Origin of the sequence: Gemella sanguinis ATCC 700632 (assembly GCF_000701685.1) — a bacterium.
Classification (GTDB): Bacteria; Bacillota; Bacilli; order Staphylococcales; family Gemellaceae; genus Gemella; species Gemella sanguinis.
On record NZ_JNJO01000010.1, the window covers coordinates 23,722 to 42,323 of the forward strand.

Consider the following 18,602-nt stretch of genomic DNA (forward strand, 5'->3'; position numbering starts at 1 on the left):
GTACATTAATACTATAAAAAGTAGTTCTCAATAGGAGGCGGACATGAGTAACCGTATAGCACTCTGGGATAATCTAAAATTTATTTTAATCACTTTGGTGGTTGCAGGACATTTTGCCGATCAATTAACTGATTATTCTTCGATTTATTCAAGCATATTTCTTTTTATTTATGCATTTCATATGCCATTATTTATATTTATTTCTGGCTATTTCCATTCGGATAGAAATACAACGAAAAAGGTATTATTTTATGTCTCTCTTGGATTTTCATATAAGGTAATATCTTTTCTAGTGGACCGCATAAACGGATACTCTCAATATACTTTCAACTTGTTATTTGATGGCGGATTATCTTGGTTTATGTTTGTATTAGCAATATATACCTTTGCATTGTTTTTATTAAGAGATCAAAATAAGAAATTTTTCTTGATTGGTTCAATAATCTTAGCTTGTTTCGTCGGTTACGATAAGTCTATAGGCGATTTCCTATATTTATCTAGAGCTATTATTTTCTTCCCTTTTTATATGCTTGGTACAATGACGAAATCATTCGATATAATAGAATTCAAAAGAAAATATCCTCTACTTAAACTAGTTGCTCTACTAATTTTTATAGCATGGGGACTGATTTGCATTGCCAAAATTGATACATTATACGGATTAAGATATATATTTACAGGAAGAAACGCCTTCCCGGACAGCATAATTGCTTATGGAGCCCTAGTTAGACTAGCTTGCTACATTATCTCAACGGTATTGGGTGCATCCTTGATATTACTGGCAACTCAAAAAAAAATTAAATGGATTAGCGATCTAGGTAAAAATACTATTAATGTCTATTTCTGGCATTACCTATTATTTTATACTTTTAAACCATATATTAATTTTGATAGTATCTTTAGTTCATTTTCATTTGGTTTTATTGCATATTCAATAGCCACTATAGCTGTAACAGTTATTCTATCAAATAAGATCTTTAGCTTCCCTGTTAATATAATAAGAAAGCAGATCTTTACATAAAATAAACCACTCTCTAAATAGAGTGGTTTTTTATTTTAAAATCTCCCCTCTCCCCCTATAATAATTAATGATATTGTTTTCAGAGTATTTACATAGTTCTTTCATAGTATTACAATAGATTATAGGTTATCTGAAAGGAGAATTTATGTTAAAAGAATTTTTCAGTTATTATAAACCATATAAAAAATTATTTTCAATCGACTTTGGTTGTGCAATTTTATCAGGAGTACTAGAGCTGCTATTTCCTGTTGCGGTAAACAAAGTTATAGACACAGTCCTACCAACAGGTAATTTTAAGACAATAATATTAGTTTGTTCTCTATTATTTGCACTTTACCTTTTTAGTATGACTCTTAACTATATTGTCGTCTATCTTGGTCATACTTTAGGAATTAATATTGAAACTGACATGCGCCGAAAACTTTTCGCACATCTTCAGAAACATTCTTTTGAATACTACGATGAGAAGAAAACAGGAGAACTGATGAGTAGACTTACTACCGATCTATTCGATATTAGTGAGGTGGCCCACCACGGTCCAGAAGATGTTTTTATTACTGTTATGAGTATTTGCGGAGCTTTTGTTCTTATGTGGAATGTTCATGAACAACTAGCAATAGGAACAATTATCCTTATACCAATTTTAGCTATTGGTTTATCAATATTTAACAAAAAAATGAAGAATGTTAATAGAAAAATCTATTCGCAACTTGGTGAATTCAATGCTGGATTGGAAAATTCATTAAGTGGAATCCGTGTTGTAAAAGCATTTGCTAATGAGGAGTTTGAGAAAAAAATATTCGAAGTTATGATTCAAAACTATAGAAAAAATAAACTTGCATTTTATAAAACTATGGCTACTAGTAGCTCATTCAACTATGTATTAATGCGTCTTATTACTCTAACTTCACTTGTATTCGGAGCTTACTTCACTATTAAAGGCGAACTAACAACAGGAGAATTAGTAGGTTTTGTACTTTTAGCGAATACTTTTGTTAAACCTATTGAACGTATTAATACAATGGTAGAAATGTATCCAAAAGGTTTCGCAGGATTTAAAAGATTTAATGAAGAACTAGCTAGAAAACCAGCTATTGTAGATAGTCCAAATGCAAAAGTGGCACCACACTTTAATGGAAATATTCATTATGATAATGTATCTTTTGAATATAATGATGGTCGTCCAGTTCTTGAAAATATCAACCTTGAGATTAGAGCTGGGGAAATGGTCGCTTTTGTAGGCCCTAGTGGAGCTGGTAAAACTACTTTAATCAACCTCCTACCACGATTTTACGATACCACAAAAGGTTCAATATCTATCGATGGAGTCAATATAAAAGACTACACATTAAGCTCACTTAGAAGCCAAATAGGTACCGTTCAACAAGATGTATTCTTATTTAACGGAACTATTCGAGAAAATGTTCTTTATGGTAAATTAGATGCTAGTGATGAAGAAGTAGAACGCGCAATAGAGGCTGCAAAATTAAAAGAAGTTATTGAAGAGTTCCCTGAAGGGCTTGAAACTCCTATCGGCGAAAGAGGAGTTAAACTATCAGGTGGTCAAAAACAACGCTTATCTATTGCTAGAATATTCTTAAAAAATCCATCTATACTAATACTAGATGAAGCAACTAGTGCCTTAGATACCCAAACTGAGCAATTTATTCAAAATTCATTTGATGAACTGTCTAAAGGTAGAACTACATTAGTTATCGCTCACCGTCTAGCAACAATTAAAAATGTTGATCGTATTATTGTAGTTACCCCTGATGGAATAGTTGAACAAGGTACACACAAAGAACTATTAGAAAAAAATGGTCACTATGCAGAACTATACTATGCTCAATTTGGAAAATAATAAAAAAATCTAGAGTTACGATAAACTCTAGATTTTTTATTATTAACCGTTATTTCCAAAACATTTTTCGACAAGAGTAGAGATATTCGTGGCCATTGTACCCATTTCTTGCATTCTTCCATCTAATGCTTCTATAGATTTCCCTCTATTACTGTTTAATAACTCAGCAAAATCATTAGCTTGAAGTGCAATCCTACTCATAATAGTACCAATTGCTTTTTGACCTACTACTACATCAGATAAAGTTGCATAGTTATAAATAGCTTCTTCTAAATATGTTCGTAATTGTGCTTTTAGAGACGGTATATTTCCACTTGTACTAGCTATAGTTCTGATAGTATTACTATAATCCTCTTCAATATCACCAACAAACTTCACTGCATCTTTTATAGTTGAAGATATAGATATACTAGCCTCAACTGTTTGATAGTAAATTGGATCAGCTTTTTTATTAGCCTTAGGTTTATAATAAATATTTGTTGGAAATTCATCTTCAACCGCACTACCAGATGTCTTAACGCTACTTAATCCACTATATGTATTTGATATAGCAGATTTAGCAGTTGCTAAATAAGTAGTAAATGCAGTTATCATTTTATCACCTAAAGTTTTTGATGCATTATCTACTTGACTATCAAAGGCTTTTAGAGCTTCTAAATCATCAAAAAGATCAGATTGTTTAACAAAAGTATCAAAATCTGTAGGGACTGATCCTACCTGATAGTTCCCCATAACATCAGTATTTGAACGCCAATTTTGTTCGATTGTTGTATCGTTTTGTTGATGACTATTTGCCACAGCTAATACACTATCTCTCATACTAACAATACATTGTTCCATTTTATTAATATTATCTAATTCTACAGCCATTACATCACGAATAGGATTAGCAATACCATCTTCAAATTTAGAACGAATATTTTCACCTTTAAAAGTTTTTTCTATATCTCCTTTAAAGCTATTTATTGTCGCCTCTCCTTGTTTTGCTAATGTTGTTTTCGTAGACATCACTACTAACTGACCTCCAGGAGGCGCACTGTTAGAACTTTTGTTACTATCAGTAGTAAGACTTGCTAAGCTACCATTTAGTTCCGATGTTGAATTTATTAAAGTTTGTAATTTGTTTGTTACTCCATGATAATCCCAATGGCTACCATCTTTATGACACCACTCTTTACTTCCACTACCCCAAAACCAGTCAAACTGTCTAGAAAATTGATATGTATTATAGTCTACAATTTTTTGAAATACTGATTTTTTGTCATCTATTTTTGTATAAAAATTTTCTAGATCTTTTATACTCTGAATTAATTGTATTTGTTCTAAATAACTAACTATCGATTGTTCTAAAGTTTGAGTACGTTGAGCTTTTCTAGATTCAACATTACTATTAGTTGATTCAGAAACCGTTAGAAGATTACGAATTTGGGCGATATCTACTAACAAGTCATTTAGATTAGCGGCTAAACCAGACATATTTTCATAATTTATAACAATCTCAGTTGCCCCATCTGCATGAGGAACTAAAGAACTAATCATCAGCCTATCTTTACCGAATTGTGCATCTAGCTTACCATCATGATCGACATCAACAAATAGTCCATTCTCACTATTTATTACTTCAGCTTCACCCTCACTTTTAGTGACTTTAATTAGTTTCTCTGTATCAGGAGATTCCCAACCTTGCACTTGATTAGAGTTTGCATCTATTAAATTTCCATCTTTATCGAATCTGTAGCCACCCCACATATGAGTTATATTCATCTTAACACCACTAGTAGCTAAATTAAGTCCAGGTATTTTATCTATAAATTCTAAACCTGATCTGAAATTTGATAAACCAGGAAAAACTTCATCAAATCTTCTATTATCAGCTTCACTCAACGGCATATTATATCCATTAAATTTATATACCTTACCTACAGTTCCTTGACCTTTGAAATACCCTAACCCTATAATATCGTTAGAGTCTATGTAGTTATTAGTTTTACTATATAAAGCACTAACATTGGCCTTTTGTTCTGGAGTTAAAGTAGGATAAATATTAGGACCTTGATAAATATTTACCGAATTTATTCTATTATGGTCTTTAACATTAGCAATTGCATACTGTACATCCATAGAACCAAGTGAATGTCCATATAAATTTATCTTGGCATTTGGATATTTCTCCATCATTTCTTTCAAATACGCCGCAGAGGCTTCTAGTTGGCCAGGTGCTTTACCAGGTTCCCCAGTTGCTTGTCCTTTTATAATATTAAAAAACTCTGGTGCGTCATTAAAAACCCAATCCTTAACAAATTCTCCAGAATTAGTTACAAGATTAGATGGACTTGCTGATCCTTGATACATTATTGTTATTTCTTTTACTTGAGCACGTTCTTCTGCAGAAGCTGTTGGCGGTACTGCCTCTCTTCCTGTAGAAGTTTTAGTATAAGTATATATTTGTTCTCCATTGTTTGTACGATTGTTATTAGCATCTGATAATGTTCCTACATATTTTCCACTACCTGATGTTTCTAATGAATACCCAACTTTATGATTTTCATATTCCTGTTGAGCTATTTCTACATTTTCTTTATCTGTATATTGAGCCATTCTTTCCCCTCCAAACTATTCTGACACAATTAACCTATTAATTTATTAAACTCCGGAGAGCGACTAAGAGCACCAAACTCTAAGCCTTTCTCCTCAGAAAATAAATTAAGCACTGTTCCTAAGACTATATCTTCATCGTCGTTAATAATAAATCTTAAGCTAATTCCACCCATAGGATTTATCTTTAAAACACTCTCATCTATCTTATATGTTTTAATCTTCCCATTAGGTGTTAGTGCCGCTTCATCTAGCCTTTTAAATAATTGTTCAGAAAGATCTTTTACTTCCTTGCTCTCAACAATTTGTTTTAATGTTAATTTAATGTCTTCAGCTTGCATGTGTTTACCTCCTGTCTCCACGCTTGCCCTTATACTTTAAACTACCTATAATTCATTATTTTTCTATAATTTGTACAGAATAGTAATTTTGTCTTTCTAGAATGAATCCTTCCGGAACTTTTGTATAAGGTTCATTAGATATAAATGTATATCGTGTATGGTCTTGATCAGAAATACGCATACCAATATACACTTGCTCTACTACTTGTTTTGTCAGTTTTGTTATACTATCATAACTTGCAATTAATTCTTGGTGATATCCAATAAACACTGGTGTTATACCGTATCTACCACCTTCTTTAACGAATAACTTGAAGTCTTGTTCTAAAACTCCTGCACTTCTAAATACTGAAACAATATCTGGAATAACAATTATCCACTTAGAATAATTTCCTTCTGGATTATCTATACGTTTTTTCAGATCATATATAATATTATTTACCGTTTCAGAAATATCCGTGCTACTTACATAACGTCTTGCTCCATTTAACTGAGAATGTAATACTTTCTCCGTTGGATCTAATAGTATAACATTGTAATCATCCTGAATTCGATCAATATTATAATCAAATAAATCATAGTACTTCTCTACTGATAATGGATTATCCGATGCTAATAAGATTGACTTATCTAGTGTAAACTGAGCTAATTCGCCAGTCTCATTATATAATCCCAGCACGAAGTTATTATTTTTATTAATAAATGGTTCTCTTTCTTCCACTGTCTTAATAGTGATTTTTTCAGGTAACATTGGGATTGATTTTGGACAATCACCATTCCAATGCTCTGCCATATCTTTAGCTTCTTGTTTAACTTGTTCTATATAATCTACATAGCTATCGTATTTATACGGTTGTGCAACTTGGAAATGAATAATCTCATCAAACTTAACAACCGCTCGCCCTTTAATTTCCTCTAAAGGAATATTAGAACGTCCAACAATTGCCGATAAATCACTATTATCGAATAAGAATAATGATATCTTAGTTTTGAAGTTAGCTTGTAATTGTAATCTCATCGCATTTACCCTAGATAAAGTAACTACAAGATACATTCCAAGAGAAACCCCATCCCTTGCTACCGTACTTAACATATCGTTAAATGCATCTGCATATTTAGTTTCTGCCATACCATCATAACTATCTATAAAAAGATATATAGATGGAATTTTTTCTTCGGCGACTTGGTTGTATTGATTTAAGTTAACTACTCTAGCTTCTGATAATATTTTCTTACGTCGTTTAATTTCTTCATTTAATCTACGAACAGATTTCATTATTTTTTCGTTTTCATCTAAAATAAAGTAATCTGCCACATGCGGAAAATCACTAAGCGATACTAATCCACTAGTACCAAAGTCATATAAGTAACAGTGGACTTGCTCTGGAGTATTTTTCCTCATTAAATCGATAGCCATATTTTGTAAGAATGTTGATTTACCAAACCCTGGACTTGAAACTAGTAGTATATGACCGATATTTTTCATATCGAAGATTAATGGTGATTGTTCTTGTTTTTCTGGAATATCTTGATATCCTATTAGAACATTCTCATTTTCTTTCTCATTATTCCAATATTCTCTAAAGTCAGTGTTTTGTAAGTCACTAGCGAATATTTTCTCTTCTAATGGTGGCAACCATGGGCTAGCTACTTTATCTAAGCCAGTTTTTTCAAATATTTGTTTAGCTTCTTCAACAACTATATCCAATTCAGTTGGTACTGTTTTAACTTCTTTTGTATTTGATAATCCACTTAAATCTTTATTAATTGGATTATACTGACCATTTTCCATTATTTCATAGATTGTTAAATCTCTGTTGCTATCTTCTTCACCATCTTTAATATAGTCAGCTCCACTCCAAGCACTTTGGAATAATTCATATATTTCATTATTCCCAACTTGAAGATAAGCACGACCAGATTGTGTAATTTGCGCAGCATCCGGAGTTTTAATTATCTCACGAGAATCCGCTACATCTTGCACTTTCAACGCTATTTTAAACTTAGAGTTCGACCAAATTTGGTCATTTACTACCCCACTAGGTTTTTGTGTAGCTAGTATTAAGTGTATCCCTAATGAACGTCCGATACGCGCTGTTGAAACTAACTCTTGCATAAAGTCTGGTTGTTCTTGTTTCAACTCTGCGAACTCATCACTTATTATAAATAAGTGCGGAAGTGGTTCTGATACTTCACCTTGTTTAAATAGCTTAGTATATTGATTAATATGGTTAACATCATATTGTGCAAAGATTCTTTGACGTTTTTTAAGCTCTGCCTTAATAGATACTAAGGCACGATTTGCTTGGTTAGCATCTAAGTTGGTAATAGTTCCAACTAAGTGAGGTAAGTCGGCGAATAAGTTAGCCATACCTCCACCTTTATAGTCAATTAGTAAGAATGCTACTTCATAAGGGTGGTAATTTACCGCTAGCGATAAAATATAAGATTGGACTAATTCTGACTTCCCTGACCCTGTAGTCCCCGCTATTAATCCGTGAGGTCCGTGGGCTTTTTCATGAAGGTTTAGATATAATAAATCATCTCGGCCTCTTACACCTAGAGGTACTGCCATAGTTTGATACGTCTCATTTATTCTCCAACGATCTAACATATTTAAATCTTCTACCTTAGAAACACCATACATTTCTAAAAATGTTATAGAGTTCGGGATAGAGTTTCTTAATGTTTCCTCATGATTAATACCTGCTAAGTTTCTTGCGAAGCTTTCTTTTTCCGCTAAGCTTATAGGTGGTAGTGGTTCAAAGATTTTATCAACAAACTCTCCTTTTTGAAGTATTAATGTTGCTTTCTTTTCACTACGATAGTCCACTACAGTTTTTACATGTTCTGGTAGACTCTCAATTACCTCATCTACAAAGATAAAACTAATACCTATACCAGTTAAATCTTCGTAAATATGCTCCATAATATTATGTCCAAGTAGTAATGTTAAATCAGTAATAATAACTACATAATGCGGAATATAAACTTTTTCTTTGTTTCCTTCTGATTTTTGACTTGCATCTAATTTTCTATCTTTAATAATTTGATAAAGAGATGTAAGCAGTTGGTCACGAGTTCTTTGATCATATACAAACCCACGACTATTAAAAGCCTTTATTTTATTGTGAGGTAGCCATTTACTCCACTCCCACAGTTGTTTTTCTTCTTCTCTAAAAATAGTTATAAATTGAACATCGTGATAACTTTGGAAAGCAGCTATCTGCATTATTAACTGTTGAACCTGTTCAATAACTACTCTTCTAGTTCCAATATATCCCATAGGTACGTGAATATCGTTTTTTACCGCAACATCTTTAATAACTTTATAATAATCCAATAAGTTATTTATATCTTGGTCTACTTCAACCTTAACCTTTGTCGTTTCAGACTTATTATATTCAACGTTAAAACTAGGTTCCACTTCACCTTTTCCTAACTTATAAGTTAAGAAGTCGAAATAATAAGGTGTTTTTTCGTAGATTCTTCTATCGACATTTTTTGCCATGCTTAATATATTAGAAACATCTGGATAATGATAAGTTAAAGATTGTTTTTGTTCTTCAGCATATTTTGCTAATTCAATATATTTTCCTTGAAGATATTCTTTATAATCTTGAACCTTTTTAATTTGGCGCTCTTTGTAATTTTTCTTGTCTGATACATATCCATGTAATGATGTGATAATAGTAACTACAGACATACCAAACATCATAATCATCATCGCTCCACTAGATGAGTATATGTATATTAACACCGTAAATAAAATCATCGAAGCAGGCATTAATAATAGTCTTAGTAGTGATTGACGAGTTGGATCCTCTTCAGTTGGAGGTGTTCCTATAATTATTCTATCCGTAGGTTCTCGAAGAATAATCCTTGGTGAACGATGAAATTCTTTCGCTCTGTCTTCTTGTTCATCTTGTTCAAAAACTATTAAATTAGTACTGACGTTAAAGTTACTTGCTAATGCTAATGATTTATTTAAGATAACAATACTTAATCCTTCTTCAAATACTAAAACATCATATTCTTTTAGCGGTGCAGAATCTTTTTTCCTTTCACCATTCAAGTAAAATGAACCATTTGTTATAATCTTAGTTCCTTCATCATAGCTAATTAGCATATCTAAATTACTATTTTCAATACAAATATCTGCATCATCTTTTTGACCGATAAAAATGTTATTTTTATTAACTAAATAGTATTTCTCAGGTTTTAGTATAACTAATTTAAATACTACTTGATTTACTTTTACATTATACGAACCAAAAGAATATTCTTTACCATCAATTATTACTACATCTTTTTTTACTTTTACATCAACTTTTTCAGGTAGTTCTTCTAAATAAATATCACATGTATCTGTGCCCCCAACAACATATTTTCTACCAGGGTATAATGTGAAATTATTATCTTTATACATAATATATACATTCATATAGTTTCACCACCTTACTTATTTTTTATCACTTTTCTTATCTGCATTTTCATCAGTAGGAACATATTTTTTCTTAAGCTCTTCTAATTTAGTCTTATAATTGTTTAGCTGCTCCGTTCTCTTCTCTGAAGAAAGGTTAGGGTCACGTTGAACCTCATCTATTTTTTTAGTTAATCCATACATTAATAACTGTGGATCATCTAAGAAGCTAGCTACATCAATAGCTTCATCTATTTTAGCTTGTCCAATTAGAACCCAGTAGCGTAAATAATCTGAATTAGATTGATTGTTAATTTTTAATAATTGCTCTTTTTGTTTAGCACTTAGCGGCTCTGACTGAATAACTGAGTATGCCACTATATATTTATCATCTTGGCTTAATGACTTACTATCTACTTTTTCACTAGTTTTTATTACATTAGAATAGTCTTTATTAATAAATGAAAGTCTAATATCTAACAGCTTATTTTTATTACCAACTGTCACAAAAGACATATAACCTACTGTTCCACCTAATATTACTGCAAGAGCAGCAGTACTAATGAAACCAAATTTTAAGAAATTCATCCTTTTCTTTGTAATTCTAGAATAGTTCTCTAAGTTTTTAGCTTTTTCTTCTTTATACTCTTCTGAGAATTTTTCAACTACTTCATCTAAAGTATTTAAGTTAGAGATATACTCACCTAATAAATTACCTTTATAAAATTCTAAACCACCATTTACTAATTTTTCGTAATCTGCCTTATCATCTAATAACGCTACACTCATAGCTTTATATATTTGTAAAAACTTATCGTATGTTATTTTCTCATAAGGATAGACTTGATTCACTATTCCTCTATGCACTAGTAACGGTAATCCATCTCTTGTGAAAACTACAGAATTTGTATCAAAATTATATGTATAATTTGTATTTTCTACACCTGTATATACTTCTGATAAATTAATAAGATAACGTAGTTTTTCTTCTAAGATTAATGTCTTAACATAATCAAAATCTGTATAACTTTCTTTTATAATACTCGTTATACTGACAGTACTTTCTTCTACTTTTACATCAGTATCCACAAAATAAGGAACTTTTGACTTCAATAAAATATATGCAATTTCCTTATTACCTTTTATTTCTTCTTTTTCAAGTTCAACAGTATACTCCATGGTCCCCTCCATTTTTCTATAATTTCTCTACTACTAATAAACTTCCATTTCTTACATACTGTGAACTATATAAAAAACTAAAGCCCGTTAGTATAACATTAAAATTTTCTACTCTTATACTTGGATTTTTAATTTCAAGTGGTAGTCCATAAGACTCTACAATAATCTTCAATAATTCTTTTACAGTCATATTATTAGGTACTCTTATATCAACTACCTTATCTATATATTTTCTAAAATCTAAACTTATATCAATATATTCTGTATTCATTATTGACCTCTCTTCCTAAATACTCCCCTATAAACAGATACCATCATTATTATAAAACCAGCAATAAGCAATAATATCATATTCCAATTTACCGCTTCTTCTTTACTTTTCAGTGCTATTTTTGATTTCTCCCTATCAAGTTTGCTTTCATTAAGTAAAAACAAATGTTTTGTGTAATTATCCGCTACAGATTCTTTTTTCATCTCAGTATCGAAGATAAGAGCCTTATCTTTATTATAAGATACAGACTCTTCCTCCTTTATTTGTGAAATATTTTTTGTTACCGCATCATTAAATAATTTGGATAGCTCGGTCTCCTGTTCAAAATAATAATCTTCAGTTTTATTATTTTTTTTAGTTTCAGCATCAATTTTTAATGATCCATCTTCTGCTTTTGCAACTTGATTAAAAGATACAGCACTTGTTAACATAAAAATTATTACAAATACTTTTTTCATCTTTACCTCTATTATATTTTCAGTTTTCTATACTCTATTGCATTTAATATTACACTAATAACTGCAAATATAGTTGTTATAATCATTACAAGTAGCCAACCACCTTGATAATTTAAGAACTGAGTTAAACTTTCATCAATATAATTTAATGGTGAGATATATGATAGCAGTTTATTCCCCATTGTTCTCTCATCTATTAGTTGAACTGTAGTAACAATATATAGTAATAAAATACTTATACTTACAAATAATCCTAATGATTTTCCTTTTGATAACAACCAGTTATTTAATCCGATAAATAATACCGTTATTACTAGTAACAGAGCTACTAATACTAATGCTCTCTCTCCAGTTAAATCAAGGTTATAACCAACAGTCATACCAATAATCATAGATAATATGAAACTTATACCTAAAATCATACTTACTGGTATCGTTGAGTTTTTCCACTGCACCCTTGAAACAATTTTATTTTTTTGAATTTTTTCAAAGTCAATATTTTGCATCATATGAGCGATTAAGATACTTACTAAGTAAATGATTAACACTATTAAAATTCCTGTACGCGTATCTAGTTTAGTTGAACTTTTAGCTGTTTTGTTTGAAGCAACTATTTTATCAACATTACCTGCATCTACAGGATTTGCTAGATAGTCATAAACCGCTTGGTTTTTACTATTTCCATCTTTAGTATTACTTAGTACTTTTGAGAAAGCTTTTAAGAAGTCTTGGTTATCTTTATACTCTTTATCCATAGTACCTTTTAGCTCACTTACCTTATTAGTAAGGTTTGTACCATCTTGTTCTAGTTTTTTAGCAGCTGTACCTAAGCTCTCGAAACTATGATTTATAGACTCTGATGTAGCTTGGCTTGCTTTAGTCTTCGCTAATAACTCTCTACTTGCTGACATTAGTTTTGAATAATCATTGTTTATCTCCATAGTTACTGTCATTAAGTCTGAATTATCTTTAGTTTCAGTAGTTGGTAATTCCGGTTTATTTGATAAAGCAGTATTAATTTTTTCTGTTTCTTTTATAACTTCATCTATATTTTTAGATAAATCGTTTGCTGTTTTTCTTGAATCACTAACAACTTTTTTCAATTCTTTTAATTCAGCTTGTAATTCCTCTAATTTTTTTATATCACTATCACTAACGACTATTTCTTTCTTCAGTTCATCAATAATAGTACCAGAAACAGAAGATGTTAATATTTTATTAATATCTTTAAGTTCTGCTTTTTTCAATAAAGAATCTTCTTTAGGATTTAAATTAATAGCACTTTCTCTAGCTATATCTATTCCATAGATAGTTTTTACAACAGTAGCAAGCTGTGTATAATTTTCTAAGTCATTATATAAAGCAGTATTGCTATTTTCTATATTTTTATTTCCAGAACCAAATGTCACTGGAGATATAATAGCAGTTTCACCTATTGTTCCTTCAATCTCTTTATTTTCTGGGGATACAGAAGTTTTTTTCTTTTTAACTTTCTTTCCATTTTTATCTTTTTCTTCGACTACTTCTTCTTTAGTTTTTGCTTCTTTTATAGTTTCAGTAGTTGTAGCTGTTCCTTTAACAGCTGCAGGTGTAAATAATTCCACACCATTTGCATACCCAAGTTGGTATGAAACTTTTACTTCAGAAGGCTTACTTGTTAAATTTAATACAACCTTATCACCACTAATAGAAACATTTGCCCCTTTAGCCGAAGCACTAGTAAACTTATATTGTGAGTTTACTGAAAGTTCAATTTTTTTAATTTTTCCCTGTTTTGTAGAAAATGACATAGTTTGAACTTTCTTAACATTTTCCTCAGCCGCTTTTTTTAGTATATCTAGTTGATTTTGACTATATGTAGTATCTTTTCTTTTTAAAGTTATTTTATTAGCATTAGCATATTGCTCTGCAAATGAGTTAACTTTTTTCAGATAATCCTTATCTTCATCAGCAATCTTCAACTTATCTATAGCATCATTACTATAATAAGGTAAATCTTTTACCGCATCAGTTACCTTATCCAACATACTTTTTTTAAGTTCATCAACTACCGCTACAACCGTTTGTTGTTGTTGTTTTTCATTTGATTTAGTTTTATTCAATGAGTCTTCTACAGCTTTATCTATTTTTTCTTTATATTTATCTACTACAGCATCTGATTTTGCATTTATGGCATTAAACATAGTTAAAGTACTATTTAGACTATCCTCTAATGCTTTAATTTTATTTTCAGTATCTTCTAGTACTTTTGGATCCATTTGGTTGGCATTAATAAATGCTTGAGCTTTTTTTATATTCTCTAATTGTTCAGAAACGGAACTATTTTTTATAAAATCCTCATATTTTTTAAGAGTTTCTTCTCTTGTTTTTAACGCTTCATTTCTAGCCTCTTGTGATTTTGTTGCTTTACTTATCTGATCATCGTATGTCTTATCTGTATCCATTATAGACTTATATGCTTCATTTGTATTTTGAAGATCTTTATTAAAACTTTCATACGTTTTAACTAAATTATCACTAATCCCACTTAAACCTTTAAACTGTGTAGAGTGGTCTGTTAATGGAGTTATTAAGTTAGATTGATACTTATTAAGAACAGTTTTTTCACGCCCTACAGATGTAGCAACTTGAGTTTGAGCTGTTTGAAGATTTCCTATAATACTTGAAAAATAAATACCTATAATATTTTTATTGAATAAATTTTTAATCTCAGAAACAACCTGTTCTCCTTGTTTTGTAATAGCTTGAGAATCTGACTTAACCTTATATTGGAAAATAGCTTGTGTAGGAGAATCACTTTCTAATGAAAGAGTTTCTCTAGAAAAATTACTAGGAAGGACAATCATCACGTTATAATTACCTTTTTCTAGCCCGTTCTCAGCTATAGCACGAGATACAGTTTCTAACTTATAGCTTGTTTCTTGACCTAATGAATTTACCAGTATGTCACCTATTCTTAAATCATCACCATTATAAATAACTCCAGTATCTTCATTTACCAATGCTATTTTAACATCACTATTTGTTATTTTCTTTTCTTGATTACCTACGGTTATAGTTTTAGGCTTCATTACACCGTAAAACACTACAACCATTACTACCAGTGCTATTATACTTGATAGTATTGCAAATGTACGTTTACTCATTCTTTCTCCTTTTTTTATTTTATTGATTTATAAAATAATTTGTAACTAGCTAATCTTTCCCTTTTCTACTTTATTAACACACTAATTAAAATATATCGATTGTCTCTATTATGACTTTAAGAAAACAAGAGATTGAAGTCCTCCCCCAATCTCTTATTATTTTATTACTATTGTAGCCCAAAGTTACGTGATAAGTCTTGGTCGTGTTGTTGCATTGCTTGAGCAGTTTTATCTAATTGAACATTAATTTGTTGCATTAGTTCTGCGAAGTTTTGCACTTTAGGTTTTAATTCGTTGAATTGTGCATCGAAACCTTGGAATGCTTGACCTTCCCATTCACCTCTTAAAGTATCTTGTAATCTTTGTAAATTACTTAAAATTGCATTGATATCATTTGAAGCTTTTCCATATTCACGTGCTCTACCTTGTAGAACCTCTGGTGATACTCTGATTTGCCCTGTCATAATATAACAACTCCTTTTTTTTTGATTTTTTTTAGTATAACATATTATATAAAACATTACAACCTTTTTCAGCAAATTTTAATTATATATAAGGTTCATTTAAGGTTCGCCATTAGAACCCTTTTTTATCTCTCTTTTTAAGTTATTAGGGATTTATGGAGTCTCTAATAATCAACAAGAGCTAATATATAAGTATTTATACCTCATTTAACCACTGGTCCAGACCACTAAAACAGCTTGTTGTCCTTAATGAATAACAAGCTGAATATTTTATTGTTTAAGACATGTTTTTATTAGAAACCTTAAGCGTTTTAAGTGTAAACCTTGGTAAATAGGTAATCCTTACTCATTTTATCTCATTATTTTTTCTCTAAATAAATGAATTTTTATCCATTATTTTTAAAACCATTCCTTAGTTCACAAATTTAAAATTTAGTTTACAAAACAATCACTAACAAGATTTCTGTAGTATTCAACAGAATTCTCATTTTCTTTTAATTTATTATTCAGCGCCGAGATAGATTGCCCACTCATCCCTTCACCAGATATATGTTCCTCAACATAGATTAACTCCTGCTTTATCTTTTCAGATATTTCCATAATGACCTTTTGACTATTTACTATTTCGTCCAAATCTAGCCCTTTATATACCGCACCCTCAATTATCTGCTTTAATTGTGGTTCCAGACTTGAAAGATTGTTTTTTGTATTTTTTGATGTTTCAATAGTCTGTTCAATATTTTTTTTGAAAGGTAGAATATTTGATTGCGCACCAGCAATCCCTTCTTTGACTCCTTGAGGATACAATTGAATGAATTTCCCCCAATAATCTTTTTTCGTTGTACTCTTTCCATTATCTTCACATTTTTTTTCAACATACACATCAAGATTGTAATTATATACTATATCTGATACGCGACCTTCAAAGTCTCCAATAAGACTATACCAATTTTCTAATCCTCTTTCAAAGTCTCTAAATGATTCTCTATACAATTCAGATACTTTTTTCGCAAATTCTTCACTTCTTTTCTCCACTTGATTATCAAATGCTTGAAGAACATTTTTTACATCATCAAATATTTCATCTCTTTCTAGGTATTCTTCATAACTTGCTGGCATAACTCTTTCTGGTGCGCTCCCCACAAATTTACCACTTCGCAGATTTTGACCAATCCAACTATCTTGATTAACAAAATTATCCGCCAAACCTTGACATAATTCTGCTGTATTAGTAATCGCTTTTTCTAGCTCTTCAATATTGTTTTTTGCAGTATCTAGAACTGTAGTTAACGCTTGACTTATACCATCTTCTTTTCCTGTTCTTAACCCATCCCCCTCTAAAGTTTTTTCACTTTCTTCTAATAATTTTTTTGTATTCGCTTCAATAGCTTGCCAAGATTTCAATATTGTTGGTCTTCCACTAAAAAATGATGTTATATCATAAGTTTTTTCTTTATTACATTGTTCTAATAAGGGTTCTGCTGACATACGCAAACTAGCTAGCTGCGTATTATAAGATGTTTCATTTAATTCATTATCATTAACATAAGGCTTCTCATCAGAAGAAAATTCCTCCATTTTCAAACTATATGTTTCACTTAATTTTTCTAAAACATCTTTACTATTAATTATTTTCCCAATAGAATTTTTAAGGTTATCAAGAACTTGTGGTACCTGTGCATTATTAAATTCTTTTTTGATTTCGTCTGCAGCTTGATTTTTTCTTTGTTCAAAATCAAATCTAGTTTTATTATTTCTTTCGATACACAAATTATTAATTCTCTTTATATTGGCTATATCCGAAAGAACATTAGTTCTTAAATTATTACTTAGCGATCGCAGTATCTCTGGGTTAAGTTGTATTTTTTCGCTATTAAGTTCTACTAGTTTTCCGTTATCGCTAAATAAATCTTTAACACTTAAATCTAACTTACCTATTTCAATATCTGCTTTATAATCACCATCAATATCTATATTAAATTGATTATAACCTAGCATTTTTGTTATTTTAGAAATTTCATCACAAGCTTGACGTGAATCAATAATATCAGATAGCATGTGTTTACCACTATCTTTCAATATGTACTCGGCTCCTAGATACTTCCCATTAGCATAATTTGCTGCATCATTTAATATATCCTCTTCAGAACGAAATCTAATTACTTCACCAGTAAAATTTTTTTCTAATTGTTTAATTCTGATTTCTTCATTAGGTATATTAAACATAGAATTACCAAATTTATCCATCCATTTATAAGGGATTTCTCTAAGCTTGAATAGTACTGCTAATATATCTTTTTTAAATTTTGGTTCATTTTGTAATATACCTAGAGTTGAAGGAATAATTTCTTCTCTAGGTATATACAGCGGTGCTGCATTATATACAACCGTTTTGGGTACATTATATTCCAATGCTACTCTCTGTGCAATATTCCCTCCTAAACTATGCCCAGTCAGAACAATATTATCCCCATATTTTTCTTTTATTTCCTGATAAAATTTATACGCTGGTTTATAGTGCTCTGCACTTATCCCCATAGCTATCTCTCCAATATCACTCTTTACTATATCATTCATCTTATCAGTATCTTTATTTGTACCTGTATAAGATATTATGACTTCACCAGTATCTTTATCCTTAAATGCTGTGGCACTCGTTCCGGTACTTTCATCATATATGTCATCTAAATATTCTAAATTATAAGGTATCTTAAAATCCCCTATTTTTTGCGCTTGTTCTAATATATCTTCATCACCATAACCTTCAATTCTAGCTTTTTCGAAAGCATATGTGTAATTTGAAGCATAAAGTGTACTATTTTCCATATAAATAGCCCTCCTTT

Annotated in this window: 11 protein-coding genes; 2 read left to right on the forward strand and 9 right to left on the reverse strand. The window is 30.6% G+C overall.

Annotation, left to right across the window (positions count from 1 at the left end; all coding sequences use genetic code 11):
• Positions 1 to 43: 43 nt before the first annotated feature.
• Together T369_RS0105800 and T369_RS0105805 are read left to right on the forward strand one after the other, a co-directional pair.
• A complete protein-coding gene (locus tag T369_RS0105800) occupies positions 44 to 1,021 on the forward strand; it encodes an acyltransferase family protein (protein WP_031552940.1) in 978 nt (325 codons plus the stop codon).
• Positions 1,022 to 1,166: 145 nt separating this feature from the next.
• Positions 1,167 to 2,882 (forward strand): ABC transporter ATP-binding protein, encoded by a 1,716-nt coding sequence (locus T369_RS0105805; protein ID WP_031552943.1) that lies wholly within the window; start codon positions 1,167 to 1,169, stop codon positions 2,880 to 2,882.
• A 42-nt stretch (positions 2,883 to 2,924) separates the two neighbouring features.
• Here the strand turns inward: T369_RS0105805 and T369_RS0105810 are convergent, their stop codons facing one another.
• The 9 genes from T369_RS0105810 to T369_RS08975 all read right to left on the reverse strand — a co-directional run bounded on the left by T369_RS0105810 (position 2,925) and on the right by T369_RS08975 (position 18,585).
• On the reverse strand, positions 2,925 to 5,480 hold the full coding sequence (locus T369_RS0105810) for an esterase/lipase family protein (RefSeq protein WP_031552946.1): 2,556 nt from the start codon (positions 5,478 to 5,480) through the stop codon (positions 2,925 to 2,927).
• Positions 5,481 to 5,509: 29 nt separating this feature from the next.
• Positions 5,510 to 5,818: a DUF1310 family protein gene (locus T369_RS0105815; RefSeq protein ID WP_051618976.1), complete on the reverse strand. Its 309-nt coding sequence runs from the start codon at positions 5,816 to 5,818 to the stop codon at positions 5,510 to 5,512.
• 55 nt (positions 5,819 to 5,873) lie between these two features.
• On the reverse strand, positions 5,874 to 10,262 hold the full coding sequence (gene essC / locus T369_RS0105820) for a type VII secretion protein EssC (RefSeq protein WP_031552952.1): 4,389 nt from the start codon (positions 10,260 to 10,262) through the stop codon (positions 5,874 to 5,876).
• An 18-nt stretch (positions 10,263 to 10,280) separates the two neighbouring features.
• Entirely contained in the window at positions 10,281 to 11,420 is a 1,140-nt protein-coding gene (gene essB, locus T369_RS0105825; protein WP_051618977.1) for a type VII secretion protein EssB, read from the reverse strand.
• Positions 11,421 to 11,436: 16 nt separating this feature from the next.
• Positions 11,437 to 11,691, reverse strand: a complete 255-nt coding sequence (locus T369_RS0105830) for a hypothetical protein (protein ID WP_031552958.1) — start codon at positions 11,689 to 11,691, stop codon at positions 11,437 to 11,439.
• Positions 11,691 to 12,149 (reverse strand): type VII secretion protein EssA, encoded by a 459-nt coding sequence (essA, locus tag T369_RS0105835; protein WP_031552961.1) that lies wholly within the window; start codon positions 12,147 to 12,149, stop codon positions 11,691 to 11,693. Before essA ends, T369_RS0105830 begins: the two co-directional genes overlap by 1 nt.
• Positions 12,150 to 12,160: 11 nt before the next feature.
• Entirely contained in the window at positions 12,161 to 15,295 is a 3,135-nt protein-coding gene (gene esaA, locus T369_RS0105840) for a type VII secretion protein EsaA (RefSeq protein ID WP_031552963.1), read from the reverse strand.
• Positions 15,296 to 15,462: 167 nt separating this feature from the next.
• A complete protein-coding gene (locus T369_RS0105845; protein WP_006363917.1) occupies positions 15,463 to 15,759 on the reverse strand; it encodes a WXG100 family type VII secretion target in 297 nt (98 codons plus the stop codon).
• A 432-nt stretch (positions 15,760 to 16,191) separates the two neighbouring features.
• Entirely contained in the window at positions 16,192 to 18,585 is a 2,394-nt protein-coding gene (locus T369_RS08975; protein ID WP_051618978.1) for an SA1320 family protein, read from the reverse strand.
• Between the last annotated feature and the right edge of the window lie 17 nt (positions 18,586 to 18,602).